Raw genomic sequence first — 24,553 nt, 5'->3', positions numbered from 1 at the left:
AACGGCACCGCTGAGCCCCGAGGAGATCTCCGGCATCGCGCATGCCGGCCACCCGATCAAGGCTCCGCTCGACGACGAGTCCGTCGGCCGGCTGCTCGGACACGGTCTGCCGCGTGGCGACGAGCGGGTCCTCGATCTCGGCTGCGGTACGGCTGAATGGCTGCTGCGGGCCCTGGCGACGCGCCCGGACCTGCTCTGCGAGGGCGTCGACGTCTCCGAGGTCGCCCTGCGACAGGCCGGCCGGGCGGCGAGCGAACTCGGGTTCGCCGAGCGTCTGGTCCTGCACCGGCGGGAGGCGGCGGACTTCGTCTCCCCGCAACCGTTCGATCTGGTGATCAGCGTCGGCGCGACCCACGCCTTCGGCGGCCTGCTGCCCACCCTCGCGGCAGCCCGCAAGCACCTGGCTCCCGGAGGCCGCGTCCTGATCGGCGAGTCCTTCTGGGACCGTCCGCCCTCCCCGGAGGCCGTCGAGGCGTTCGGCGACCTCGACGACCTTGCGACCACCGTGGACCGGATCGTCGCCGACGGGTGGACCCCCGTCCACGGCCACGTCAGCACCCGCGCCGAGCTGGACGCCTACGAATGGGCCTGCTGGGGCTCACTGGCCGCATGGGCACTCGACCGCCCTGACGATGCGGCGGCCGCACAGGTGCTGGAGACGGCCAACGCCCGGCGTACGCAGTGGCTGCGCGGCTACCGGGACAGCTTCGGCTTCGTCTGCCTGGTCCTGCGGCGAACGTCCGACTGACCCCCGACGGGCCACCGGCACGTCCCTGCGCCGGCGGCCCGTCACCAGGTACCAGAACACGCGCCGCGGGGGCGGGGTCGACTCGCCTCGCTCCCGGCCTGTCCGCCGCAAGCATGACCGGAAGGGCATGACGGCCGGTGCCGACCGCCGAGTCATCATGTACCGCAACATTCCCGGGCGTCAGGCGGCGGTGGACGCGCAGCGGACGCAGGTGGTCGCCGCCGGACGGATCTCCAGTCGTTCCGGCGCGATCGGCCCTCCGCACGCCTCGCACTGCCCGTAGCGTCCGTCATCGAGCCGCTCCAGTGCCCGGTCCAGCTCGTGCAGGTGCTCACTCGCCTGTGCCATGAGCGCGGCCACATGCGCCCGCTCGAAGGCCGTCGTTCCGCCCTCGGGGTCGTGCTCGTCGTCGACCGCCACCAGCGCGTTGGCCGCGACGATCCCGTCGAAGTCACGCCGCAGCGCGGCCACCCGCGTGAGCGTGTCCTCGCGATCGGCCGCCAACCGCGCCCGCACACCGGCGTCGCCGGACGGCCCGGCCGGCGCCGACCCGTGCCGCTCCACGTGACCCATACTGCGACAACACCCCGCCCCGCCCCCCGATTCCCCCGACCCTGGCCGGCCCGTCCGGCACGCACGGCACGACGAAGGGGCCGCAGCCTCAAGGCCGGGCCCCTTCGTCGTCATGGCCGCCGCGTGCGAGCCGGGTGGCTCAGGCGTGGCGGTGGTGGTGCTTGTTGCCGGCGACCAGGCGGTAGACGGCGAGAAGGATGACCGAACCGATGATCGCGGCGATCCAGGTGGAGAGGTCGAAAAAGCCGTCGATCGAGTCGACGCCGAATATGACCTTGCCGAGCCAGCCGCCGAGCAGACCGCCGGCGATGCCGATCAGCATCGTGATGATGAGGCCGCCCGGGTCCTTGCCCGGCATGAGTGCCTTGGCGATGAAGCCCGCGAGCAGTCCGATCAGGATCCAGGCAATGATGCCCATGCGCTTCTCCAACCTCGTGAAGTGAACCGTTCTCGACGCTCGTCTGCGCCGATCCGACGTTTCCAAACGTCCGGATCCCGATCGAGTCCCGCCGCGATGCCGCACAGCACCTCGCGGTGACTCCCGGCGCGCCCGGTCGGCCCCGGTCCCGGGGACCGCCCCGACGAACGGCGACTTAGACTCGCCCGGTCGGGTACCCGTCGAGTCGGAGGAACGAAAACGCATGCGCTATCTCCCCCTGGGCAGTTCAGGTCTGCTGGTTTCCGCCGTCGGTCTCGGCTGCAACAACTTCGGCAGCCGGCTCGACGCCCGGGCGACCCGGGACGTCGTCGACGCCGCCCTGGAGGCCGGCGTCACCCTGCTCGACACCGCCGACATCTACGGCGGCGGGGGCGGTTCCGAGGAGCATCTCGGGCAGGCCCTCAAGGGCCGCCGCGACCAGGTCGTCCTCGCCACCAAGTTCGGCTACGACGGCGTCGACATGAAGTACGGACCGGCCGCCGGCTCCCGCGGCAGCCGCGCCTACGTCCGGCGCGCCGTCGAGGAGTCCCTGCGCCGCCTCGACACCGACCACCTGGACCTGCTCCAACTGCACAGCCCCGACCCGGCCACTCCCATCGCCGAGACGCTGGCCGCACTCACGGAACTCGTCGCCGAGGGCAAGGTCCGCTACATCGGCCACTCCAACTTCGCCGGCTGGCAGCTCGCCGAAGCCGCCCACGCCGCCCGCGAGACCGGCTCCGTCCCCTTCGTGTCGGCGCAGAACGAGTGGTCACTGCTGGAGCGGTCGGCCGAGCGCGAGCTGGTCCCCGCGGCCCGGCACTACGGTGTCGGCGTACTCCCGTACTTCCCGCTCGCCAACGGCCTGCTGACCGGCAAGATCCGCCGCGGCGTGCCCGTCCCGGCCGGCTCCCGCCTCGAAGACCGGACCTCCTACCTCACCGAGGAGCGCCTCGACGTCGTGGAGGCACTGGCCGCGATCGCCGAGAAGCACGACCGCACCGTCCTCGAACTGGCCATCGGCTGGCTCTCCGCCCGGCCCGGATGCTCCTCGGTCATCGCCGGCGCCACCTCCGCCGAGCAGATCCGTGCCAACGCGGCCGCCGGTGAGCGCCCTCTGGACGCCGACCTCCTCGCGGAGATCGACGCGATCGCCCCGGCCGTCCCCGCGTAGGACGCCGATGCCGACGAGCGCTCCCCGCACCCCGCGCGGGGGCCTGGGGAGCGCTCGCCGCCCAAGCGGCCGGACGGCCGGACGGCCGGTCGGCGACCCCGCGCCGTCAGGACACGATGTCCTTGCGGGCGAAGCCGCGGAAGGCGAGGGCGAAGAGCACCAGCGCGTACGCCACCGACACCGCCGCCCCCTTCACCATCCCGCCCCACTCCAGCTGCGGCTGCAGCGCGTCCGCCCAGGCGAACTGCCAGTGCGCGGGCAGGAAGTCACGCCACGAGCCGAGCGCCGTGACCGCGTCCAGCACGTTGCCGACGATCGTCAGCCCGACCGCGCCGCCCACCGCGCCCAGCGGCGCGTCCGTCCGCGTCGACAGCCAGAACGCCAGCCCCGCCGTCACCAGCTGGGACACGAAGACGAAGGCCACCGCCAGCGCCAGCCGCGGCACCGTGTCCCCGGCCGCCAGGGCGCCGCCCGCCGGGAGCTTCAGCGGCCCCCACCCGTACGCGACGGTGCCCGAGGCCAGCGCCACCACCGGCAGCAGCACGATGGCCGCCAGGCTGAAACCCAGCGCCACCACCAGCTTGCTCCACAGCAGCCGCGCCCGCGGCACCGGAGAGGCCAGCAGATAACGCAGGGAGGACCAGCTCGCCTCCGAGGCCACGGTGTCCCCGCAGAACAGCGCCACCGGCACCACCAGCAGGAAGCCGGCCGACACGAACAGACAGGTCGCGGCGAAGTTCGCGCCGGAGGCCGTGGCCGTGTCGATCAGGGTGATGCGGCCGTTCCCACCGTCCCTGCTGTCCGGTCCGCCGCCCACCGCAAACGCGATGATCATGATGAAGGGCAGAGCGGCCAGTACGCCGCCCATCACCAGCGTCCGCCGCCGACGCCACTGCCGCAGCGCCTCCACGCGCAGCGGCAGCGTCCGGCTCGCCCGGTAGCCCGGTGCCGTCTCCGGCGCCACCACGCGCCCCGCTTCCGGCTCCGTCGTCACCGTGCTCACGCCGCACCTCCGATCAGGGTGAGGAACGCGTCCTCCAGTCTCCGGTGCGGCCCCACTGCGGTCACCGGCACCTCCAGCCGCACCAGTTCGGCGATCAGGCCGGCGGGGCTCGCGCCTTCGAGCCGTACGAGCAGCCCGTCGTCCGCGGCCACCACCGACCCCACCCCTTCCAGCGCCGCCACCTTCTCGACGGTCACCTCGTCCACCGGCCGGTCGAGGGTCACCAGCAGGGTGTCCCCGCCACCGGTGATCTCGGCGACCTCGCCCGCCGCCACCCGCTGCCCGCGGTCCATGACCACCAGGTGGGTGCAGGACTGCTCGACCTCCGACAGCAGGTGGCTGGAGACGATGACGGTCCGCCCGCCGGCCGCGTAGCGGATCATCACGTCCCGCATCTCCCGGATCTGCGGCGGGTCCAGTCCGTTCGTCGGTTCGTCGAGGATCAGCAGGTCCGGCATCCCGAGCATGGCCTGCGCGATCGCGAGCCGCTGCCGCATGCCCTGCGAGTACGTGCGCACCGCCCGCTCCAGCGCGTCGCCGAGCCCGGCGATCTCCAGGGCCTCCGCCATGTGCGAGTCCTCGGCCGGACGGCCGGTGGCCCGCCAGTACAGCTCCAGATTGGCGCGGCCCGTCAGGTGCGGCAGGAAACCGGCGCCCTCCACGAAGGCCCCCACCCGCGACAGGACCGGCGCCCCGGCCCGTACGGGGTGCCCGAACACCCGGATCTCCCCGGCGTCGGGCGAGATCAGGCCCATCAGCATGCGCAGTGTGGTGGTCTTCCCGGCTCCGTTGGGCCCCAGCAGCCCCAGCACCTGCCCCTTCTCGACCCGGAACGACAGGTCCCGTACCGCGTAGCGGTCCTGGGCCTTCGCGTACCGCTTCGACAGCCCCGTGATCTCCAGCGGTACGTCGGCCAGCGCCGGGTCGGGCTGCGGTGCGCCGCCCCGCGCCCCGGCGGCGCCGCGGCCCGTCCGGCGGAAGCCGACCAGCACGGCCGCGAGTGCCGCCGCGCCCAGCGGCAGCGCCCAGGTCCAGGCGGGCAGCCCGGCCGTCGCGGTACGCACCCGCGGGGCGACCGGCACGGCCAGGGGGCCCTCCACGGCCACCGTGTAGGCGGCCGGGGCGGCCGGGCTCGCGTACCCGAGGTCCGTGGCGGCCACCACGAGCCGCAGCCGGTGCCCGGCCGCCACGGAGTGGTCGATGGCCGGCAGCCGCAGCCGTACGGTCGCACCCTGCTGCGCGTTCTCCACCCGCAGTGGGGCGACCAGCTGGGAGGGCAGCACCTGCTGCCGCCCGTCGGGCCCGACGTCGTACACCTTGCCGAACAGCACGGCCGAACCGTCCGCCGCCGTCGACCTCAGCTTCAGGGTCACGGTCGGGGTCCCCGTGATGTGCAGATCCTCCGTCAGGGGCGCCGACTCGAAGCGGGCGTTCTGCCCGGGGAAGTCCAGCGACACCCCGGCCCCGAACGAGGCCAGCCGGCCGCCGACACCGGGCAGCGAGGACAGGGCCGGGGGCGCGCCGCCCGCCGGATTGACGAAGGTCTGCTCCGGGCCGGTGAGCGCGAACTCCTTCGGGCCCGCAGCCAGCCCCGGGTAACGCTCGCCGCTCGCGCCGCGGAGTATCACCCGGCCGTCGGTGGAGTCGATCCCGCCGGATCGCGAGACCCGGAACGCAGGACCGGTGTCGGCGCCCTCGTCGCCCTTGAGGTGGCGATCGAACCAGGCGGCCACGCGGGCCTCCACCCGGTCCGTCTCCCGCATGCCGCCGTCGTGCCCGCCGGCCGCCCAGTCCACCGCCACCGGCGCGCCGTTCGCCGCGATGGCGGCGGCCATGGCGTCGGCCTGGTCCAGCGGGAAGAGGGAGTCGTCCTGGCCCTGCACGATGAGGGCCGGCACCTTGATGCGGTCGCCGACCGCCGAGGGACTGCGCTGTTCCAGCAGGGTGCGCGCCTCGGCGTCGGGCTTCCCGGCCACGGCGACGCGTTCGTACATCGCGCACAGCTCCGGGGTGAAGCGCCCGCAGCCCGGACCGGTGCCGCCGGCGGCACCGGGCCCGGCCCCGGCTCCGGGCGCGGCGCCCGTCCCCGCTGCGGCGCCGGTGTCCGGCTGCTGCCCGCTCCCGGCCTCCGGCCGGCCGGTCCCGCCGTCGGGCGGGCCCGTCCCGGAGTCCTGCGGTGCGGTCCCGGCCTGCTGCTGCATCCCGCCCGCCGAGCCGGTGGTGAAGAAGATCCCGGTCCACAGCTTCTTGAAGACGCCGCCCGGGAAGAGGGAGTCCGCGAGGTTCCAGTACGTGATCTGGGGGGCGATCGCGTCCACGCGGCGGTCGTGACCGGCCGCCAGCAGCGAGACCGCCCCGCCGTAGGAGGCACCGGACACGCCGACGCGCGGGTCGCCGGCCGCGTCGAGCCGCACCTCGGGGCGGGCCGCGAGCCAGTCGATGAGCCGGGAGACGTCCTTGACCTCGTGCTCGGGGTCGTTGAGCCCGATCCGGCCGCCGGAACGGCCGAAGCCGCGCGCCGACCAGGTCATGACGGCGTAGCCGTCGCGGGCCAGCCCCTCGGCCTGTTTCCGGACGTCCTCCTTGCTGCCGCCGAAGCCGTGCCCGAGGAGGACCGCGGGACGTTTCGTCCCACCGGCCTCCCCGTCACCCGCGACGAAGTAGGAGGTGTCGATGTCGGCGCCGGGCATGTTCAGGACCTGGTCCCGGCGGTGCACGGCGGGCGCGTCGCCGGACGCGGACGAGGCCGTCCACGTACCGGCCCCCGCCACGACGGCCAGCGCGGCGGCGCCCGCGAGGAGGCGGTCGCGGCGGCGCCGGGGCATTCGGAGCTTCATACGCGCAGCCTAAGCGCCCCGTACCCGGCCCCCGAGCACCCACAGGCGGAACCACCGACCTTCTCAGGGATTAGGCCGGTCCCCGGCGCGTACCGCACCTGCGGTACGGCCGACCGGCCCCGCACACACGATCACGGTACGGCCGACGGGCTCCGCACCCGCACCCCCCGATACGGGCGGTCGACCTGCGCACCGCGCCGCCGGGCGGCAGGATGGCCGCATGCTGCTGGCCGAGGTCGCCCGAGTCTCCCGGGAAGTCGCCGCCACTTCCGCCCGGTCCCGTAAGACCGCGCTGCTCGCGGAACTCTTCGCCGCGGCCCCGCCCGACGAGGCCGGGCTGGTCATCTCCTACCTCTCCGGACGCCTTCCGCAGGGCCGTCCCGGCATCGGCTGGCGCACCCTGGGCCAGGAGACCGCCCCGGCAACGGAACCCACCCTCACCGTCCGCGACGTGGACGCCGCCGTGAGCGGACTCGTCGCGGAGGCGGGGGCCGGGTCCGCCGCCCGCCGCAGCGGCATCGTGGCCGGGCTGCTCGGTGCGGCCACCGAGACCGAGCAGGCCTTCCTGCGCAGCCTGCTGTCCGGGGAGGTGCGCCAGGGGGCACTCGACGCGGTGGCCCTGGAGGGCGTCGCCGCGGCCGCCGGGGTGCCCGCCACCGAGCTGCGCCGGGCGGTGATGCTGGAGGGATCCCTTCCCCGGGTGGCCGAGGCGGTCCTGGCCGACGGGCCGGAAGCGCTGCGCGCCGTGACCCTGCGGGTGGGACGGCCCGTCCAGCCGATGCTGGCGGGCACGGCCGCGTCGGTCACGGAGGCGCTGGCCGCGCTCGGCCCGTGCGCGGTGGAGGAGAAGCTCGACGGGATCCGCGTACAGGTCCACCGCGACGGGGACGACGTACGGGTCTACACGCGCTCCCTCGACGAGATCACCGGGAGGCTGCCCGAGGTGGCGGACCTGGCGCGGTCGCTGCCGGGGGAGCGGTTCATCCTCGACGGAGAGGTCGTCGGACAGACGGCCGAGGGCCGCCCCGTCCCCTTCCAGGAGATCGCGAGCCGGGTCGGCTCCCGGGTGGACGTGGAGGCGGCCCGGCGGACGCTCCCCGTCGTCACCTACTTCTTCGACGTCCTGGCCGTCGGCGACGAGGTCCTCCTCGACCTCCCGGTCCGCGAGCGGTACGAGGCCCTCGTCGCACTCGTGCCCGAAGCCGCTCGGGTCGGCCGGCTGGAGGTGCGGGACCCGGCGGCGCAGCAGGCCGACGCCGTGGAGTTCTGGGCCGAGACCCTGCGCCGCGGCCACGAGGGCGTCGTGGTCAAGGCACTGGAGTCGCCGTACGCCGCCGGCCGGCGCGGCAAGCAGTGGCTGAAGGTGAAGCCGGTGCACACCCTGGACCTGGTCGTGCTCGCCGCCGAATGGGGGCACGGCCGGCGCACCGGCCTGCTGTCGAACCTGCACCTGGGAGCGCGTACCGCCGACGGCGGCCACGCCATGCTGGGCAAGACCTTCAAGGGCCTCACGGACGAGATGCTGCGCTGGCAGACACAGGCGCTGCGGGCGCTCGCCGTCTCGGACGACGGGTTCACGGTGCGGGTACGGCCGGAGCTGGTGGTGGAGATCGCCTACGACGGCCTCCAGCGCTCGACGCGCTACCCGGCCGGGGTCGCGCTGCGCTTCGCGCGGGTGGTGCGTCACCGCCCGGACAAGACGGCGGAGCAGGCCGACACCGTCGAGACGGTCCTGGCACAGGGCAACACCCCCTGACGCCGCCGGGCCGCACCTGCCCCCACCCCGGTCGGACGCCGATGCCCGGTGGGGCCCGGAGGTGGACCGGCATCGACACGGCATAGGGCCGCGATAGACCGGCGGGTCACGGTGGGTGTCCACGTGCCGGCCCCGCAGGACCGGCACGCGGACCACGGCGGGGCCGCCCCGGCGTTCCGCCGCCCGTGACCGCGACCCGCCGTGCCAGGAGCCGCCACCGTGGAAGTTGACTCCGTGCTGCCCCGCCGGGCGCTCCCCGGCGCCGAGGCTGCCCGCGACGCCGTGCCCCTGCCGAGGGGGCCCGGCCGGCTGCACCGGGCGCGGGCCGCCGCCGTCGCGGTCCTGCACGGCTCCGGCGCGGTCGTCGCCGCGCTCCTCGCCCTCGCGGCCCTCGGGGTGATGGTCGGCGAACCGGTCCTCATACCGTCCATGGCGGCCAGCGCCGCCGTCCTCCACCACACGCCCGGCCTGCCCACCGCCCAGCCGCGGACCGTCGTCGTCGCCCACCTCCTCGGCGCCGCCGCCGGCTACACGGTCCTCACGACGGCGCCCGGCAGCCCGTGGAGCGCCGCCGTCGCCGCGGGGCTGACCTTCGCCGCCACCAGCCTCGCCCGGACCCCGCACTCGCCCGCCTGTGCCACCGCCGTCGTCGTGGTCCTGCAGACGCCGGCCCCCGCGCGGTTCGTCCCGCTGCTGTTCGCCGCCACGGTGGTGCTCGTCCTCGGCGCTGTCGCCGCCTCCCGCACGCGCCGGGCAGCGGCCCGGTACCCGGTCCGCTGGTGGTGACCGCGACACGCCCCCATGGTTTGCCTCAGAGGCAAGACGGTTTGCCAGAAAGGTAAGAGTCTGGCTCAATCGGGGCATGAACCCCGGCACCGCACCCGGCGCGCCCGACGCAGACGCACCGGCAGGCGCAGACGCCCCCGGCGAGCTGCCCGCCGTCGCACCGCAGCTGCGCGAGCTGCGCCGCCGCGCCGGCCTCACCCTGGAGGCCGCCGCCGCTCGGGCCCGGCTCTCGCCGGCCCACCTGTCCCGGCTGGAGACCGGACGGCGACAGCCCTCGCTGCCGCTCCTGCTGGGCCTGGCCCGCACCTACGGGACGACCGTCTCCGAGCTGCTGGGCGAGACCTCCGCCGTCGCCGACCCCATCGTACGGGCCGGCGGTCCCGGTGCCCGCGAGGCCGACGGCTGGACGTACTGGCAGGCGGGCGGCGCCGGCCGCGGGATGCAGGCACTGCGCGTGCACGTCCCGCACGGCCGCGGTCCGGACGAGCTGGTGCGCGTCCATCCCGGCGAGGAGTGGCTGTACGTCATGGAAGGCCGGCTGCGCCTGCACCTGGGCGAGGCCGAGTACCTGCTGGAACCGGGGGACAGTGCCCACTTCGACTCCCTCACCCCGCACCGCATCGGCGCCGCCTCCTCCGGCGGGGCCGACCTGCTGTTCGTCCACACCCTGCTCCAGAGCAGCCTCGCCGGGGTGTGCCTCGGCGGGGCCGCGACCACGACGCACCATCGACAGGCGAGGAGCCACCCATGACCCCCGTACCCCCTGCGGACGAGCCCGTCGGCGTACGCGCCCGCTTCGAGGCCAAATTCCCGCGCGGCCTGATCATCCGGCTGATCGCCTACCTCTTCGTCGGCCACCTCTTCGCCTTCTTCGTCTATCTCCTCTTCGTCCTGGGCGGCCAGAACCAGTGACCTCCCGGGCCGCGGGAGTCGGTGCCGCGCGGCTATGGAAAGGTGCGGGAGCGGTGGCTACCCTCCGCGCATGATTCCCACGGTTGTCTGGGGCACCGGCAACGTCGGCCGTCTGGCCCTCCGCGCCGTCGCGGCCCATCCCGCGCTGACACTGTCCGCGGTCATCGTCCACGATCCGGCCAAGGTCGGCCGCGACGCGGGCGAACTCGGCGGGCTCGACCGCCTCTTGGGCGTCGAGGCCACCGACGACATCGAGGCCGTACTGGCCGCTCGCCCCCGGGCCGTGGTGTATGCCGCGTCCGGTGACATCCGGCCGGACGAGGCCCTCGCCGACATCACCCGCGCGATCCGCGCGGGCGCCGTCGTCGTCAGCCCGGCCCTCTACCCGCTGTACGACCACCGCAGCGCCCCGCCGGATTTCCGCGACCCGGTGCTGGCGGCCGTGGCGGAGGGCGGCGGCTCCCTCTTCGCCTCCGGCGTCGACCCCGGCTGGGGCAACGACGTGCTCCCGCTCCTCATCAGCGGACTCGGCACCACGATCGACGCCGTCCGCTGCCAGGAGATCTTCGACTACTCCACCTACGACCAGCCGGACTCCGTCCGCAACCTCATCGGCATGGGCCACCCCATGGACTTCGAGCCGATGATGCTCATGCCGTCGATCCCGACGATGGTCTGGGGCGGCCAGATACGGATGATGGCCCGGGCGCTCGGCGTCGAACTCGACGGGATCCGTGAGACGTCCGAGCGCCGCGCCCTCGACACCACCGTGACCACGCGCACCATGGGCGACTTCGAGGCGGGCACCCAGGGCGCCATCCGCTTCGAGGTCCAGGGCATCGTCGCGGGAGAGCCCCGCATCGTCATCGAGCACGTCACCCGCATCCACTCCTCGTGCGCTCCGGACTGGCCCGTGCCGCCGGACGGCGGCGACGGTGCGCACCGCGTCGTCATCGAGGGCCGCCCACGCATCGAGGTCACCATCGAAGCCACCGACGAGGGCGACAACCGCTCCGCGGGCGGCAACGCCACCGCCGTCGGCCGTCTCGTCGGAGCCATCGACTGGCTCACCGAGGCGGAGCCCGGCCTCTACGACGCCCTCGACGTCCCGCTGCGCCCGGCCACCGGCAGACTCGGAAGGAAACCGTCATGAGGATCGACATCCCCGAAGGCCAGCACCCGATCGAGTACGTGTGGGGCGACATGGTCCCCGGCATCGGCATGGCCGCCGCCAACTTCTCCCTGTCGGTGTACGCCCACACCACCCTGGGCCTGCGCGAGTTCGAAGCGGCCCGGCTGCGTGTCGCCCAGATCAACGGGTGCGCCTTCTGCCTGGACTGGCGCACCGAACGGGACGGCCAGAAGGTCGAGGAGGAGTTCGCGGACGCGGTCACCGCGTGGCGGACCACCGACGCGTTCGACGAGCGCACCCGGCTGGCGGCGGAGTACGCCGAGCGCTACACCCTCGACCACCACGGGCTCGACGACGCGTTCTGGGACCGGATGACCGCGCACTACAGCCAGTTGGAGATCGTGGAGCTCACGATGAGCATCGGGTCCTGGCTGGCCTTCGGGCGGCTCAACCACGTGCTGGGCCTCGACAGCGTCTGCGTACTGCCCGGGCACTGACCCGGGCGGGGTGCGGCGCAGGGTGGGGGCGGTACGTGAAGAAGGGGCCGTTCGGCACATCCGAACGGCCCCGGCCGCTGGGGGGAGGACGCGGCCTGCGAGGGACGCCTGCCCGAAGGCGTCTGCGGAGGACGCCTGCGCGTGACGCCCGCGAGAGGGCGCCTACGAGAGGTCCGTGGCGATGATCTTCTCGATGTTGCGCTCGGCGAGCGCGGTGATGGTGACGAACGGGTTCACGCTGGCGTTCCCGGGGATCAGCGCTCCGTCGATGACGTACAGACCGGTGTAGCCGTGCAGACGGCCGTAGTTGTCGGTGGCCCGGTCGAGGACGGCGCCGCCGAGCGGGTGGTAGGTGAGGGTGTCGTTCCAGATCCTGTTGCCGCCGAACAGGTCGGTCCGGTAGATCGTCCCCTCCTTCGAGTTGATCTTGTCGAAGATGGTCCTGGCCATGGTGATGGACGGCTGTTTCCAGGCCGTCTGCCAGCTCAGGTCGGCCCGCCCCGCCGCGGCGTTCCAGGTGAACTCGGCCCGGTGGGGGTTCTTCGTGATCGACAGGTAGAAGGAGGCGTACGTCTCGATCCCGGTCGGGAGCGGTGCGACCTCGGCGAAGGCGCCGCCGGCGTCCCAGTTGTCGATGCCGGAGCAGGGGATGGTCGACTGCAGCTTGCCGGTCGGGTCCCACATGTGGTTCGCCCGGCCGCACATGACGTTGCCGTTCTCGCCCCAGCCCCTGCCGACCTCGCCGTCGAGGTTCGGCAGCGCCCCGGTCGCCTTCAGCTTGACCAGGAGCTTGCTGGTGCCGACGCTGCCGGCCGCGAAGAACACCCGGTCGGCCGTCACGGTCTTGGTGGCCACCGTGTCTCCGGTGGTGTTGATCTGGTCGATGGCGACCGTGTAGCCGCCGCCCGCGGCGGGGGAGACGGTGGTGACCTTGTGCAGCGGCGAGACGGTGACCCGTCCGGTGGCCCTCGCCTGCGCGAGGTAGGTCTGGACGAGCGACTTCTTGCCGGCGTTGTTGCCATAGAGGATCTCGCCGGCCAGGGCGGACTTGGTGACGGTGCCCGCGGCCTCCTTCTTCATGTAGTCCCAGTCGTACACGTCGGGTACGAACGTCCAGGCGAAGCCGGAGCGCTGGGCGTGCTTGCGGCCGACGCGGGAGTACTGGTAGCAGTCGGCGGTGTCGAACCAGGCGGGGTCGACCATCCCGACGCCGAGCGCGGCATTGGCCCTGGGGTAGTAGGTGTCGTACATCTCGGCGGCGTTCACCGACGGGAGCACGGCGGCGAAGTTCGCGCGCCTGGGGGTCACCGCCATGCCGCCGTTGACCAGCGAACCGCCGCCGACGCCGCGGCCCTGGTAGACGGTGATGCCGGCGAAGTCCTCGGCGTCCAGGATCCCCGTGTACTTGGGGACGTCCTTGTCGATGGGGAAGCCGAGGAAGTTGCTGAGCGGCGCCTTGGTACGGGTGCGCAGCCAGAAGGAGCGGTAGTCCGGGCTGGTGACCTTCGGGAAGATCTTGCCGTCCGGCCCCGGGGTGTCCCAGTTCATGCCCATCTCGACCATCTGCACGTCGACTCCGGCCTGCGCCAGGCGCAGAGCCGCGACCGACCCGCCGTAGCCGGTGCCGATGACCAGGACCGGTACCCGGGCGCCGTCGCCGATCGGTCCCGGCGCCGCAGCGGCTGCCGCAGCGGCCTGCGCCGTGGCGGGAGTGATGTGACCGGCCAGGGCCGCAGCCCCGATAATGGAACCTGTTCTACCAAGGAAGCCCCGGCGTGAAATTCCATTGGAGCCTCTTTGGGGCGGGGAGTTGTCACCCATGTGACGTTCCTCACTCTCGATGGAATGGGAACGAGTTCTACTGCCGCATGCGTGTGAAGTCACTACATACGTCAAGGTAACTTTCGGTCGATCAGCCGCCTCCGGGCGCAGGGGCAGGGCGCTCACCACCGCCCGGGCGGCGGGCGGGGGGCGTCAGCCGGGAGCGGCGCGGTCGCCGCGCTCGCGGGGTTCGAGCGGCGGGGAGGACAGCGCGCAGTGGGTGTGGCACTGCGGAGGGCACGCCCCGGCCGCGGGGGAGCGTACGGTCGCCCAGGCCACGGCGGCGCCGGCCATCAAGGCCCCCGCACACCACGGCACGGCCCGCCGGAAGGCCGCGTCGAACTGCGGCGCCGAGAGGTACGACTCCGGCCCCATCCCCGCCAGCAGCGGCAGCGCCGCCACCGCGAGCAGCCCGGCCGCACGCGCAGCGGCGTTGTTGATACCGCTGGCCAGGCCGGCCCGGCCCGGGTCCACCGAGGCCAGTACGGTCGCCGTCAGCGGAGCCACCAGGGTCACCATCCCCAGCCCCATCACCACCATCGCCGGCAGCACGTCCCCCGCGTACGAGGCCCCCGGCCCCACGCGCAGCGTCAGCAGGATGCCGGCCGCGCACAGCAGCGGGCCCACGGTGAGGGGGATGCGCGGCCCGATCCGCTCGCCGATCTCGCCCGAGCGGGCCGACAGCAGGAGCATCAACAGCGTCGTCGGCAGCAGCGCGGCCCCGGCGGCCAGCGCCGAGTACCCCGCGACCACCTGCAGCTGGAGCACGACGAGGAAGAAGAATCCGCTGAAAGCCGCGTAGACGCACAGGGTGACGAGGTTGACGGCCGTGAACTGCCGCGAGGCGAAGATGTCCGGCGGCACCATCGGATCGGCGCGACGCCGCTCCACCTGGACGAAGGCCCCGCCCAGCAGCACGCCGCCGACCGCTGCGGCGATCACGGGCGCGCTCTCCGACGAGGCCTCGATCAGTGCGTAGGTGACCAGACCCAGGGCGCCCGCGCCGAGCACGGCTCCGGCCACGTCGAAGCGGCCGTGCGCCTGGGGGTCCCGCGACTCCGGTACATGCCGCAGCGCCACCGGCACGCACAACGCGGCCACCGGTACGTTCAGCAGGAACACCCACCGCCAGCCCGGGCCGTCCACCAGCCAGCCGCCGAGGAACGGCCCCACCGCGGCGCCCACGCCCCCCAGGCCCGACCAGAGGCCGACGGCGCGGCCCCGGTCGCCCGTCCGGATCGAGCCCTGGATCAGGGCGAGGGAGCCCGGCGTGAGCAGCGCCCCGCCGACGCCCTGGAGGGCCCGGGCGGCCACCAGGACCCCCGCGTTCGGGGCGATCCCGCACAGCAGGGAGCCCACCGCGAACCACACGGTCCCCAGCACGAAGATCCGCCTCCGGCCGAAGCGGTCGCCCAGCGCCCCGCCGACCAGGATCAGCCCCGCCAGGGTGAGCAGATAGGCGTTCACCGTCCACTGGAGCGCCGCCAGATTGGCGTCGAGGTCCTCCCCGATGCGGGGGAGCGCCACGTTCACCACGGTCGAGTCGAGCATGGCCATCGTCGACCCGAGCACCGTGGCCAGCAGGATCCACCGGCCTCGCGCCGAGGCCAGGGGGACGGCGGGCTCGGGCGGCACGTCGGGCGGCTCGGCGGGCACGGTCATGCCTTCAGGCTGGCGCGCCCGGAGCGGAAGGGCCAGCGGGGCGCGCGCCGGCCGCACGCGGGGACCGGAACGGCTCATTAGGCCCTCTTGTAGTGGACATGACGCCTCCTTCAGCATGGCCCGCGCACGTCACGCACACCCTTCCCGCACATCCCGCACACGGCGTACGAGGAGACACCACGTGGCCCAACGCGACAAGCGGTCCTCACACGGCTTACGGCCCACAAGGCCGGCCCGGCCCGCACGGTCCTTACGCACGGCGCTCGCCGCCCTCACCTCGGTCCTGCTGCTGCCGCTCGGGGCGGGCGTCGCCGCAGCCGCACCGGATCCCGGCCCCGGCGCGCCGACCGCGGCCGAGCGCAAGATAGAACCCGAGCTCCGTGCCCAGCTCGACGGCTCCGCCAAGGCCGTCTTCTGGGTCTACCTCGACAGCGCCGCCGACCTCACCGCCGCGAAGCAGCAGCAGAGCCGCGCCGCCAAGGCCGAAACCGTGCTGAGGACCAAGAAGGACCACGCCGCGCGCAGCCAGGCCGACGTCATCAAGGCCCTGGAAGGCGCCGGGGCCGAATACACCTCGTACTGGATCGTCAACGCCGTCCGCGTCGTCGGCAGCGAAAAACTGGCCGGGACACTCGCCCAGCGCCCCGAGGTCGCCCGGATCGACGCCGACGACAAGGTCGACCTCCCCGCGCCGGCCGAGGGCGAGCGCCAGCAGGCCGTCGCCGACGCCGTGGAGTGGAACATCGACCGGATCAAGGCCCCCCAGGTCTGGGACGGGATCGGGGTCCGCGGCGAGGGCATCGTCGTCGCCAACATCGACAGCGGCGTCGACCACACCCACCCGGCCGTGGCCCACCAGTACCGCGGCAGGAACGCCGACGGAACGTACTCCCACGCCTACAACTGGTTCGACCCGGCGGGCGTGTGCGCGGGCGCCGCGCCCTGCGACAACAACGACCACGGCACCCACACCATGGGCACCATGGTCGGCGACGACGGCGGCGCCAACAAGATCGGCGTCGCCCCCGGTGCCCGGTGGATCGCCGCCAAGGGCTGCGAGTCCAACTCCTGCTCCGAGGCCTCGCTCCTCGCCTCCGGCCAGTGGATCGTCGCCCCGACCGACCTCGACGGGCAGAACCCGCGCCCCGACCTCGCCCCGCACATCGTCAACAACTCCTGGGGCGGCGCGGGGGGCGACACCTGGTACCAGCAGATCGTCGACACCTGGCGGGCCGCCGGCATCTTCCCGGCCTTCTCCAACGGCAACGCCGGACCCGGCTGCTCCACCAGCGGCTCACCCGGTGACTACGCGAGCTCCTACAGCTCCGGCGCCTTCGACATCAACAACGCCGTCGCGTCCTTCTCCTCGCGCGGCGCCGGACCCGGAGGCGTCGTCAAGCCGAACATCTCCGCCCCCGGCGTGAACGTCCGCTCCTCCGTCCCCGGAGGCGCCTACGAAGCCTTCTCCGGCACCTCCATGGCCTCGCCCCACACCGCCGCCGCCGTGGCCCTGCTGTGGTCCGCCGCGCCGTCCCTGGAAGGGGACATCGCACAGACCGAGTCCCTCCTCGACGGCACGGCCCTGGACACCGACAGCAGCCAGTGCGGCGGCAGCGCCGCCGACAACAACGTCTTCGGCGAAGGCCGGCTCGACGTCCTCGCCGCCGTCAGCGCCGCCCCCCGCGGTCCGGTCGGCGCCCTCACCGGCACCGTCCGCTCCGGCGGCCTGCCCCTCGCCGGCGTGAAGGTCACCGCCGACGGCCCGATCGACCGCACGACGACCACCGCGGCCGACGGCACCTACGGCTTCCCCGCCCTGTCGGTGGGCGAGTACACCCTCACCGCCGCCAAGTTCGGCTACGGGCAGCAGACCGCGACCGCCACCGTGACCGAGAACGCCACCGCCACCGGCGACCTCACCCTCACCCAGGCGGCGTCCGGCAAGGTCACCGGCACCGTCACCGCCGCCTCCGGACCGGTCGCCGGCGCCTCCGTCACCGTCGCCGACACCCCGGTGACCGCGACCACCGACGCCCAGGGCCGCTTCGAGGCCACCCTGCCGCACGGCACCTACCGGGTGAACGCCACCCACGCCTCCCGCTGCCTCAGCGCCGGTTCGGCCGAGGTCACCGTCGGCGGCGACGCCACCGTCACCGTCACCCTGCCCGAACGCACCGACGGCTACGGGTACGCCTGCGCCACCGCCGGCGACCGCCCGTACACCCCGGGCAGCCGGCAGCTCGCACTCACCGGCGACAACACCACCGAGCGCGTCGACCTCCCCTTCCCGGTGCCGCTGTACGGCAGGACGTACGCCCAGGCCTGGATCGGCACGAACGGCACCGTCAGCTTCGGCGGCAACCACACCGGCGACGTCAACGGGGACCTGCCGAGCACGGCCACCCCCAATGCCGCCCTCTACCCCTTCTGGGACGACCTGGTCGTGGGCGCGGCCGGCAGCGGCTCGGGCGTCCTCACCGCGGTCACCGGCACCGCCCCGCACCGCAGCTACGTCATCGAATGGCGCGAGGTGGCCCACTGGTCGGCGCAGGCCGAGAAGTTCTCCTTCTCCGCGGCGATCGGTGAGGACGGCACCGTCACCTACTCCTACAAGGGCACGGGCGGCACCGGCATCAAGGGCGGCTCCACGGCGACGGTCGGAGTGGAGAACGCCACCGGCACCGACGCCTTCAGGTACTCCTTCAACACCCCCGTCATCACCGACGGACTGTCCATCGCCTTCCGCACCACCAAGAGCGGCGTGGTGGCGGGCCGGGTCCTCGACGCCAACGACGGCAACGGCATCGCGGGCGCCACGGTGACCGTCGGCACCGGCGACGCCGCGGTGTCGGCGACCACGGCCGCGGACGGCGGGTACGTCGTCCAGAGCCCCTCCGGCCCGCGGACCGTCTCCCTCTCGGCGCCGCAGTACGAACCCGCCACGGCCACCGTGGAGGTCGAGGCCGCCGACGTCACGACGGTGACCCGGTCCCTGCGCACCGGCAGGGTCACGGCGTCCCAGCCGGCGCTGGAGGTCGTGCTCCCGGCCGGCCAGCAGCGCACGCGGACCCTGGACCTCACCAACCCGGGCCTCGCCACCGCGTTCACCGTGTCCGAGGACGCGGCCTGGCTGACGGCCGCACCGGCGAGCGGCGACCTGCCGACCGGCGGGAAGGCCCCGGTCTCCCTCGCGGTCGACACGGCCGGGCTGGCTCCCGGCACGGTCCTCACCGCCGACCTGAAGATCGCCTCGGCGAGCGGCCGCACCCCGGTCCTCACCGTCCCCGTCAAGGTCGTCGTCCCGCGCTACCAGGTCGGCCTGGACGCAGGCTCCGGCTACGGCTCCACCGACGCCCTCGGCGACGCCTGGTCCCCGGACCGCAAGTACACGGCCGGCTCGTACGGATACCAGGGCAACGGCAGCGTCCAGTCCACCGGCCGCACCATCGCCGGCACGGACGAGCAGCGGCTCTTCCGCAACGCCCGCGAGGGCATGTACGAGTACCGCTTCGACAACGTGCCGAACGGCACCTACACCGTGGAGCTCGGCTTCGCCGAACTCTCCTCCACCAAGCCGAACAAGCGCGTCTTCGACGTCCTCGCCGAAGGCACCCAGGTCCTGCCCTCCCTCGACATCGCCCTGGAGGCCGGCACCTACCAAGCCCTGACCCGCACCTACACCGTCACGGTCACGGACGGGGTGCTCAACGTCCGCTTCGTGACGCACTCCGGCTTCGGCAAGCCCCTGCTGAACACCCTCCGGGTGACCGACCGCCCCGACAAGGGCTGACGCCGTGAGGGGGCGGGGCGCCGACCGGGCCCCGCCCCCTCCCTCCCGTCAGCCGGTCCCCGGCCGCCCGCCTCCGGCCCATTCGGGTGGCGGCTGCTGCCGCAGCGCGCCACCTGCCGCGCACCCGGCGCCCGGATCACTAGCGTGAGCGACCATGACGCTCCTGAGCGACCAGGCAGACGCTGTCCGGGCCCTCGTGCAGGCCGCCGATCCCGGGGCGGTGTGGGCCGTCGGCGGCCCCGACGGCCCCCAGGCCGGTTCGGGCGGAGCGGACGACAGCCACGACGTCGGCGGCCTCACCGCCGTCCTCGCCCTGTGGCCGGCGGTCGGCACCCTCGTCGACGAAGGGGCGCTGCGGCTGCACACCCCGCTGGCCGCCTACGGGGATGAGGCCGCGGCGGACACCCCCGCCGGGACCACCGCCCACCACCTGCTCACCCACCCCGGTGGCACGGCCGCCCTCACCCGTCTCGTCGAACACCTCTCCGGCCGCCCCCTCACCGACCTCGCGGCAGCCCGCGTCTGGCACCCCCTGGGCATGACCCGCACCCGCCTCGCCGACGGCACCCTCCGCGCGCCGCTCGCCGACCTCGCCCGCTTCCTCACGCACCTCCTCCACCCGAGCGACCCGGGTGACCCGGGCACCCTGAGCGACCCGAACGGCTCGGGCACCCCGGGCGGAACGCCCGGCCCGCCGCCTCCCACCCGCGCCTGGACGGCCGAGTCCCTCCGCATCCGCACGGGCGAACTCGGCCCCGCCCGCGGGCTGCTCTGGCAGCCCGCCCCGAACGGCGTGTGGACCCATCACGCCCCCGCCGAGCCGGGCCCCGCCGTGTGGATCTCACCGCGCCACCGCCGCTGGGCGCTCCTCCTCCCGGCCGCCCGCGGACCGCTGCGCACCACCTTCCGCGAGGCCGTCTTCCCCCCGGCCGCAGCCGCCCCGAGCAGCAGCCGCGGCGGTGTCCCCCGGGCGTAGCGCTCGGAGGGCGCGCGCCGCGGGCGGGACGTACGGTGATGCCGATGTCACCGACCGTTGTCGTCGTTCCCGTCGCGGAGGTACACGGATGCGTACGGTCCAAGGGGCTGCCCTCGACGGATCCAAGGCCCGGGTACGGAGCCCAGCGCTCGCGGCCGTCGTGTCCCCGGCGGCCGCGACCACCGTGTGCGCCGCCCTCGGCGCCCTGCTCTCCGGCACCGCCCGGCCACGCCCCCGGCACCGCCGCCGGACGGGCGATGTGCGCGCCTGCGCCGCCGCGCTCCGCGCCCTGCGCGCACGCCAGGGGGAGGCGCCCGCACTCGTCCGCACCCGGTCCGGGCAGACGGTCCTCGTCCTGCTCGACCCGCAGGACCTGCGCCGCTTCTACGCCGAACCCGTCAGCGTCCTCGCGGCCGACCCGTCCCGGAGGTGTCCGGGTTCGAACAGCCACGAGCCCGGCCGCGACGAGGACGGCACCGGCTACGCCCCCGCAAAACCACGCTCGCAACGGCGGCGGTGGAGCGTCGACGTGCTCGCGCCCGGACTGCCCGTGCACCCCGCGGCCGGACCGATCCTCGCAGTCGTCGCCGAAGAGGCCCGGCGGCTGACGGCCACCGGCACGCTCGAACCCACCCGCACCCGCGAGACGGTGGCCCGGGCCGCCCGGCGGACCGTCCTGGGCGACCGGGCGGCCGAGGACGACGAACTCGCCTGGTGGCTGACCCAACTGCCCGCCCAGGACGGGCACCTGCGCGGCAGCCGCACCCGCGCCACGCGGTCGGTGCACGACAGGGTCGGCGCACGCCTCCGGGAGTACGTCCGGGACGCGGGCGACGACACCCTCGCCGGCCGCGCCGCCACGCCGGCCCCGCCGACCCCGAGGGGAGTGTCCACCCCGCCGACGAGGCCGGGCTCTGGCTGCTGGCCATGGACGCCGTGCCCGACACCCTGCTGCGGACCCTGCTCCTGCTCGGCGCGCACCCCTGCGAACAGGACGCGGCCGCCGCCGAAGCGTCCGCCGAGGCCGCCGCCGGACCGGCCCGGGGCGAACTGCCGAGGCTGCGGGCCTGCGTCCGGGAGTCGCTGCGCCTGTACCCGGTGGTGCCGGACCCGGTCCGCGTCACCCGGGGCGAGACCGAATGGCGGGGCGTACGCCACCCGGCGGGCACCGCCGTGCTCCTGCCCGCCGCCTTCCACCAGCGGGACCCCGAACGGGTCCCGGCCGCCCACGTCTTCGTCCCGGGCCGGTGGAAGAACCCGGGCGCCGACCAGGACATCCGGATGGCGCCCTTCAGCCACGGCGGCGGCCGCTGCCCCGGCGACCAGCTCGGCCTGATGATCACGGCGGCCTTCTGCGCCGAGGTGCTGCGCGGCCACCGCATCACCGGCACCCGGCCGGTTCTGGACCCGGTGGGCCCCCTGCCGGTGACGCTCGACCCGCACGGCGTCCGGCTCACCCTCACCCGCCGCTGACGACCCGCCTGCCGAGCACCGCCCCCGGCCAGGCCCCCGTACCGCTGCTGCCGTCCCCGCACCGGATCCCTGCCGAACCCCCACGAGGAACCCATGTCCGACGCCGCGACCTCCGCGTCCCCCGCCCCGGACGTCGACCAGCTCGACGCCCCGTGCCGCGCCCTCGCCGACGCCGCCGATGCCGTCGGCGAGGCTGCCCGCTACGCCTCCGGCCTGGCCTTCGGCACCCGCCTGCCCGCAGCGGCCCTCGCCATGGGGGGACGCAGCAGGCGCGGTTGGCGCACCCTGCTGCGGACCCTCACCGACCCGGCGGGCCTCGGCTGGGCCGCGCGCGGCCGCGGCGCGGCCCGCGCCGGCCGCCTCGCGGGGGTCCTGGCCGGCCGGGAGAGCCTCGCCGTCAGCATCGCCGTCTGCGGTCTCAAGGCGAGGATCCGGGTCGCCAGTGCCGACCGCCCCGAACTGCTGCAGGACCCCGGCGCCGCCGCAGTCCTGCGGGCCGTCGACGCCGGCCGGCAGGCCGAGGCCGCCCGCCTGTTCCGCGGCATCATGCGCGAGCGGGGCGCCGAGCACGCCTTCTCCGTGCTGGCGCCGTCGTTCGCCGACATCCTCGCCTGGCACGCCCTGACCGACGTGAACCCCTTCAACGACCACGCCGGCTGGCAGGTGGCCACCGGCCGTGCCGAGGCGGCCCGGCCGCTCCTCGGGCTCGGGGCCGCCCTGTGGGCCTTCTGCGACCGCGGCTCGGGCCTGCCCGTACGGCCTCCCGGCACGGCGGGCGCCTCCGGCGGCAGGGGCCCCGAGCGCGGACCCGTGCGGTGCCGCGTCGCGGCGGACCGGCCGCCCTGCCCGCCCGCACCGGTCCGGACCGGCCCGCGGCCCCAGGTCGGGAGCCTGCGCGAGCACGCCGCCGCGCTGCGCGCGCACGCCGTCCGGCTGCGCGGGGCCGCGGCCCGGACGCCGGGATGGCAGGGCCGGGACACCGAGGCGCTGCGTGCCGAGGTCGACCACCTGGCCGCCCGCTGCGCCACCGCCGCGGGCGGACTGGCCCTGGCCGCCGTCCAGTTGCAGGACCCGTAGGGCAACGGGGTCTCCCAGCAGCGCCGTTCGACCGGCAGCCGCCCCGAGGAAGCGGCTCTCAGTCCTCGGGGGTGCAGAGCCGGCGCAGCGCGGCCAGGGCGCGTTCGGTGACGTCGTCCGCGGAGCCGGACACGTCGACCTCGACGCCGAGCTCGTCCTCCTGGAGCGGTTCCAACGCGGCGAACTGCGACTCCAGCAGGCTGGTCGGCATGAAGTGGCCCCTGCGCGCCGCCATGCGTTCCTCGATCAGGGGGCGGTCACCGGTGAGGTGGACGAAGACGGCCCGGGGGGCCGCGGCGCGCAGCCGGTCCCGATAGGCGCGCTTGAGGCAGGACGCGGCGATCACGCCGCCGCCGGTCCCGGCACGGTTGCGGATCCACTCGCCGACGGCGTCCAGCCAGGGCCACCGGTCGGCGTCGTCGAGCGGGTGGCCGGCCGACATCTTGGCGACGTTGGCCGCCGGGTGGAAGGCGTCGCCCTCGGCGTAGGGAAGCCCGAGCCGTTCCGCGAGCAGTCGGCCCACGGTCGTCTTGCCCGTACCTGCCACGCCCATCACCACCACGACGCGCTGGGTGCCCACGCCCACCTCGCTGCCCTCGTCGACATCGGTCGTGCCGCACCACTGAAGCGCATCGCGTCATACGTATTCAAGCCATGCGCCGAGAACGTCACACCTTTCGCCCACAGGGCGCCCTTCCACGCCGGCGCCACGCGCACGGTGGTGCGCGAGGTCGTCCGCGTCCTGGAGTCGATGCGCCTGGTGGAGTCCCGCCGCCGTCACCCCTCCACGTCAACACCTCGCGGCCGGACGGGTGGTACGGGTCCGGGCCCGCGCCCCGGCCGGCGAGGACCGGGACCGCCGCGAGGCAGCAGACGGCGCGGCGAGCAGGACGACCCCGCCGTAATCCGGCAGGCCGGCGCCGTGCCCGGCGGACCGCCCGTGCGCGAGCGCAGCATGTCCGGGCAGACCGCGCAGTGGATCTTCACGATGGATCAGCGGAAGTCGCCTCGGGACGGTCGGGGATAATGTCCGCGAACAGCAGGCACAGTGGAGACGCCGGAACACAGGTGTGGTCCGGCAGGAGAGGGAGCCCCGATGGACGTGCAGCACTTCGAGCGGATCACCGCTTTCATCGAGGCGCGCCTCACCCCGCTGTTCGACGAGGCGACGGGCAGCGAGCACGGCTTCTCGATGGACGACACCTCTCGCGCGCTGCGCGCCCTGCGCAACTCCGTGCTGGAGGCCTCGGCCGTCAAGGGCCTCATCGAGCAGCGGGAATCCGCCGAACCGGCCACCCGCCGGGTCATCGACCAGTCCGTCGAACACAACTGGGACGTGCTGCGCGGCATCGCCCGCCAGTGGGAGGACCACGCCGACTTCCGCCACGAGTTCAAGCACCACGCGTGGGAACTCGACCACCACCACGCCGCGGCACAGGCCTGATCCCGCCGCGCGTCGCCGCACGGTGCCCGGCGCACCGTGCGACGCGGCGTCCCGCCCGGCGCCGGCCGCGGCCGGCGGGCGTCACGGCCGAGGCCCGGCCGACGTGCGCGGCGTGGTCTGCTGCACGGCCCAGCCGTTGCCGTCCGGGTCGGAGAAGTACACGAACGAGCCCCACGGCAGGTCCTGGACCTCCGTCACCTCCACCCCCCGGCCGCGCAGGTCCTCGTAGGCCTCTTCGATGTCGGTGACGACGACCTGCAGATTGTCGAGGGAACCGGGGGTCATCCGGGTCAGCCCCTTGCCGATCGCGATCGAACAGGCCGAACCCGGCGGGGTCAGCTGGACGAAGCGGATGTCCTCGCTGACGGTGACGTCGTGGTCGGCGTTGAAGCCGATCTTCTCGTAGAAGGCCTTGGCCCGGTCGACATTGGTGACGGGCACGGCGACGAGTTCCAGTTTGATGTCCATCACAGC

At 74.2% G+C, this 24,553-nt stretch carries 21 protein-coding genes; 13 read left to right on the top strand and 8 right to left on the bottom strand.

The genetic code is table 11. The annotated features are described in order from the left end of the window. Nucleotides 1–10 precede the first annotated feature (10 nt). Nucleotides 11–748: an SAM-dependent methyltransferase gene (locus IF89_RS0128570; protein WP_030774175.1), complete on the top strand. Its 738-nt coding sequence runs from the start codon at nucleotides 11–13 to the stop codon at nucleotides 746–748. A 180-nt stretch (nucleotides 749–928) separates the two neighbouring features. Here IF89_RS0128570 and IF89_RS0128565 read toward each other — a convergent pair whose 3' ends face one another. Further along, nucleotides 929–1,312, bottom strand: a complete 384-nt coding sequence (locus IF89_RS0128565; RefSeq protein WP_234327897.1) for a TraR/DksA family transcriptional regulator — start codon at nucleotides 1,310–1,312, stop codon at nucleotides 929–931. A gap of 148 nt (nucleotides 1,313–1,460) precedes the next feature. Continuing rightward, complete coding sequence (locus IF89_RS0128560) at nucleotides 1,461–1,739, bottom strand: GlsB/YeaQ/YmgE family stress response membrane protein (RefSeq protein WP_030774142.1); 279 nt, start codon at nucleotides 1,737–1,739, stop codon at nucleotides 1,461–1,463. 223 nt (nucleotides 1,740–1,962) lie between these two features. Here IF89_RS0128560 and IF89_RS0128555 point away from each other — a divergent pair, with 223 nt between their 5' ends. Then, on the top strand, nucleotides 1,963–2,913 hold the full coding sequence (locus IF89_RS0128555) for an aldo/keto reductase (protein WP_030774139.1): 951 nt from the start codon (nucleotides 1,963–1,965) through the stop codon (nucleotides 2,911–2,913). 106 nt (nucleotides 2,914–3,019) lie between these two features. Here IF89_RS0128555 and IF89_RS0128550 read toward each other — a convergent pair whose 3' ends face one another. Together IF89_RS0128550 and IF89_RS0128545 are read right to left on the bottom strand one after the other, a co-directional pair. Further along, nucleotides 3,020–3,916 (bottom strand): ABC transporter permease, encoded by an 897-nt coding sequence (locus tag IF89_RS0128550; RefSeq protein ID WP_420706974.1) that lies wholly within the window; start codon nucleotides 3,914–3,916, stop codon nucleotides 3,020–3,022. Beyond that, nucleotides 3,913–6,753 (bottom strand): alpha/beta fold hydrolase, encoded by a 2,841-nt coding sequence (locus tag IF89_RS0128545; protein WP_030774133.1) that lies wholly within the window; start codon nucleotides 6,751–6,753, stop codon nucleotides 3,913–3,915. Before IF89_RS0128545 ends, IF89_RS0128550 begins: the two co-directional genes overlap by 4 nt. 220 nt (nucleotides 6,754–6,973) lie before the next feature. Here IF89_RS0128545 and IF89_RS0128540 point away from each other — a divergent pair, with 220 nt between their 5' ends. The 6 genes from IF89_RS0128540 to IF89_RS0128515 all read left to right on the top strand — a co-directional run bounded on the left by IF89_RS0128540 (nucleotide 6,974) and on the right by IF89_RS0128515 (nucleotide 11,836). Beyond that, nucleotides 6,974–8,509, top strand: a complete 1,536-nt coding sequence (locus IF89_RS0128540) for an ATP-dependent DNA ligase (protein WP_030774130.1) — start codon at nucleotides 6,974–6,976, stop codon at nucleotides 8,507–8,509. A 219-nt stretch (nucleotides 8,510–8,728) separates the two neighbouring features. Next, nucleotides 8,729–9,295, top strand: coding sequence for an HPP family protein (locus tag IF89_RS0128535; protein ID WP_234327896.1), 567 nt, complete (start codon nucleotides 8,729–8,731; stop codon nucleotides 9,293–9,295). 76 nt (nucleotides 9,296–9,371) lie between these two features. After that, a complete protein-coding gene (locus IF89_RS0128530; protein ID WP_043194510.1) occupies nucleotides 9,372–10,046 on the top strand; it encodes a helix-turn-helix domain-containing protein in 675 nt (224 codons plus the stop codon). Next, complete coding sequence (locus tag IF89_RS47125; RefSeq protein WP_167751146.1) at nucleotides 10,043–10,207, top strand: DUF6126 family protein; 165 nt, start codon at nucleotides 10,043–10,045, stop codon at nucleotides 10,205–10,207. Before IF89_RS0128530 ends, IF89_RS47125 begins: the two co-directional genes overlap by 4 nt. Before the next feature lie 70 nt (nucleotides 10,208–10,277). After that, a complete protein-coding gene (locus IF89_RS0128520; RefSeq protein ID WP_030774122.1) occupies nucleotides 10,278–11,360 on the top strand; it encodes a dihydrodipicolinate reductase in 1,083 nt (360 codons plus the stop codon). Further along, nucleotides 11,357–11,836, top strand: coding sequence for a carboxymuconolactone decarboxylase family protein (locus IF89_RS0128515; protein WP_030774118.1), 480 nt, complete (start codon nucleotides 11,357–11,359; stop codon nucleotides 11,834–11,836). The genes IF89_RS0128520 and IF89_RS0128515 overlap by 4 nt, the downstream gene beginning before the upstream one ends. A gap of 162 nt (nucleotides 11,837–11,998) precedes the next feature. Here the strand turns inward: IF89_RS0128515 and IF89_RS0128510 are convergent, their stop codons facing one another. Continuing rightward, the gene (locus tag IF89_RS0128510; protein WP_030774116.1) at nucleotides 11,999–13,657 is read right to left on the bottom strand and encodes a GMC oxidoreductase; all 1,659 of its coding nucleotides are present in this window, start codon (nucleotides 13,655–13,657) and stop codon (nucleotides 11,999–12,001) included. Between the two features lie 153 nt (nucleotides 13,658–13,810). After that, the gene (locus IF89_RS0128505) at nucleotides 13,811–15,319 is read right to left on the bottom strand and encodes an MFS transporter (RefSeq protein WP_051807757.1); all 1,509 of its coding nucleotides are present in this window, start codon (nucleotides 15,317–15,319) and stop codon (nucleotides 13,811–13,813) included. 181 nt (nucleotides 15,320–15,500) lie between these two features. Here IF89_RS0128505 and IF89_RS0128500 point away from each other — a divergent pair, with 181 nt between their 5' ends. The 4 genes from IF89_RS0128500 (at nucleotide 15,501) to IF89_RS0128485 (ending at nucleotide 22,635) form a co-directional block, all read left to right on the top strand. Then, nucleotides 15,501–19,109 (top strand): S8 family serine peptidase, encoded by a 3,609-nt coding sequence (locus IF89_RS0128500; protein WP_030774109.1) that lies wholly within the window; start codon nucleotides 15,501–15,503, stop codon nucleotides 19,107–19,109. Between the two features lie 154 nt (nucleotides 19,110–19,263). After that, nucleotides 19,264–20,085: a hypothetical protein gene (locus tag IF89_RS0128495; RefSeq protein ID WP_030774107.1), complete on the top strand. Its 822-nt coding sequence runs from the start codon at nucleotides 19,264–19,266 to the stop codon at nucleotides 20,083–20,085. A 927-nt stretch (nucleotides 20,086–21,012) separates the two neighbouring features. Next, nucleotides 21,013–21,558 carry a cytochrome P450 gene (locus IF89_RS0128490; RefSeq protein ID WP_030774104.1) on the top strand — a complete coding sequence of 182 codons (546 nt, stop codon included), beginning with the start codon at nucleotides 21,013–21,015 and terminating at the stop codon, nucleotides 21,556–21,558. A gap of 93 nt (nucleotides 21,559–21,651) precedes the next feature. Then, entirely contained in the window at nucleotides 21,652–22,635 is a 984-nt protein-coding gene (locus tag IF89_RS0128485) for a hypothetical protein (RefSeq protein WP_051807752.1), read from the top strand. 58 nt (nucleotides 22,636–22,693) lie between these two features. On the opposite strand, the gene IF89_RS0128480 is transcribed toward IF89_RS0128485, so the two are convergent. Beyond that, a complete protein-coding gene (locus tag IF89_RS0128480) occupies nucleotides 22,694–23,215 on the bottom strand; it encodes a gluconokinase (protein ID WP_030774099.1) in 522 nt (173 codons plus the stop codon). Between the two features lie 516 nt (nucleotides 23,216–23,731). Between IF89_RS0128480 and IF89_RS0128475 the strand changes: the two genes are divergently transcribed. Continuing rightward, the gene (locus IF89_RS0128475; RefSeq protein WP_030774097.1) at nucleotides 23,732–24,079 is read left to right on the top strand and encodes a hypothetical protein; all 348 of its coding nucleotides are present in this window, start codon (nucleotides 23,732–23,734) and stop codon (nucleotides 24,077–24,079) included. An 81-nt stretch (nucleotides 24,080–24,160) separates the two neighbouring features. Here the strand turns inward: IF89_RS0128475 and IF89_RS0128470 are convergent, their stop codons facing one another. Next, nucleotides 24,161–24,547, bottom strand: coding sequence for a VOC family protein (locus tag IF89_RS0128470; protein ID WP_030774094.1), 387 nt, complete (start codon nucleotides 24,545–24,547; stop codon nucleotides 24,161–24,163). Nucleotides 24,548–24,553: the final 6 nt, after the last annotated feature.

The sequence above is a fragment of the Streptomyces sp. NRRL F-2664 genome (assembly GCF_000719345.1).
Classification (GTDB): Bacteria; Actinomycetota; Actinomycetes; order Streptomycetales; family Streptomycetaceae; genus Streptomyces.
This window is presented reverse-complemented; position numbering and strand designations above follow the sequence as displayed.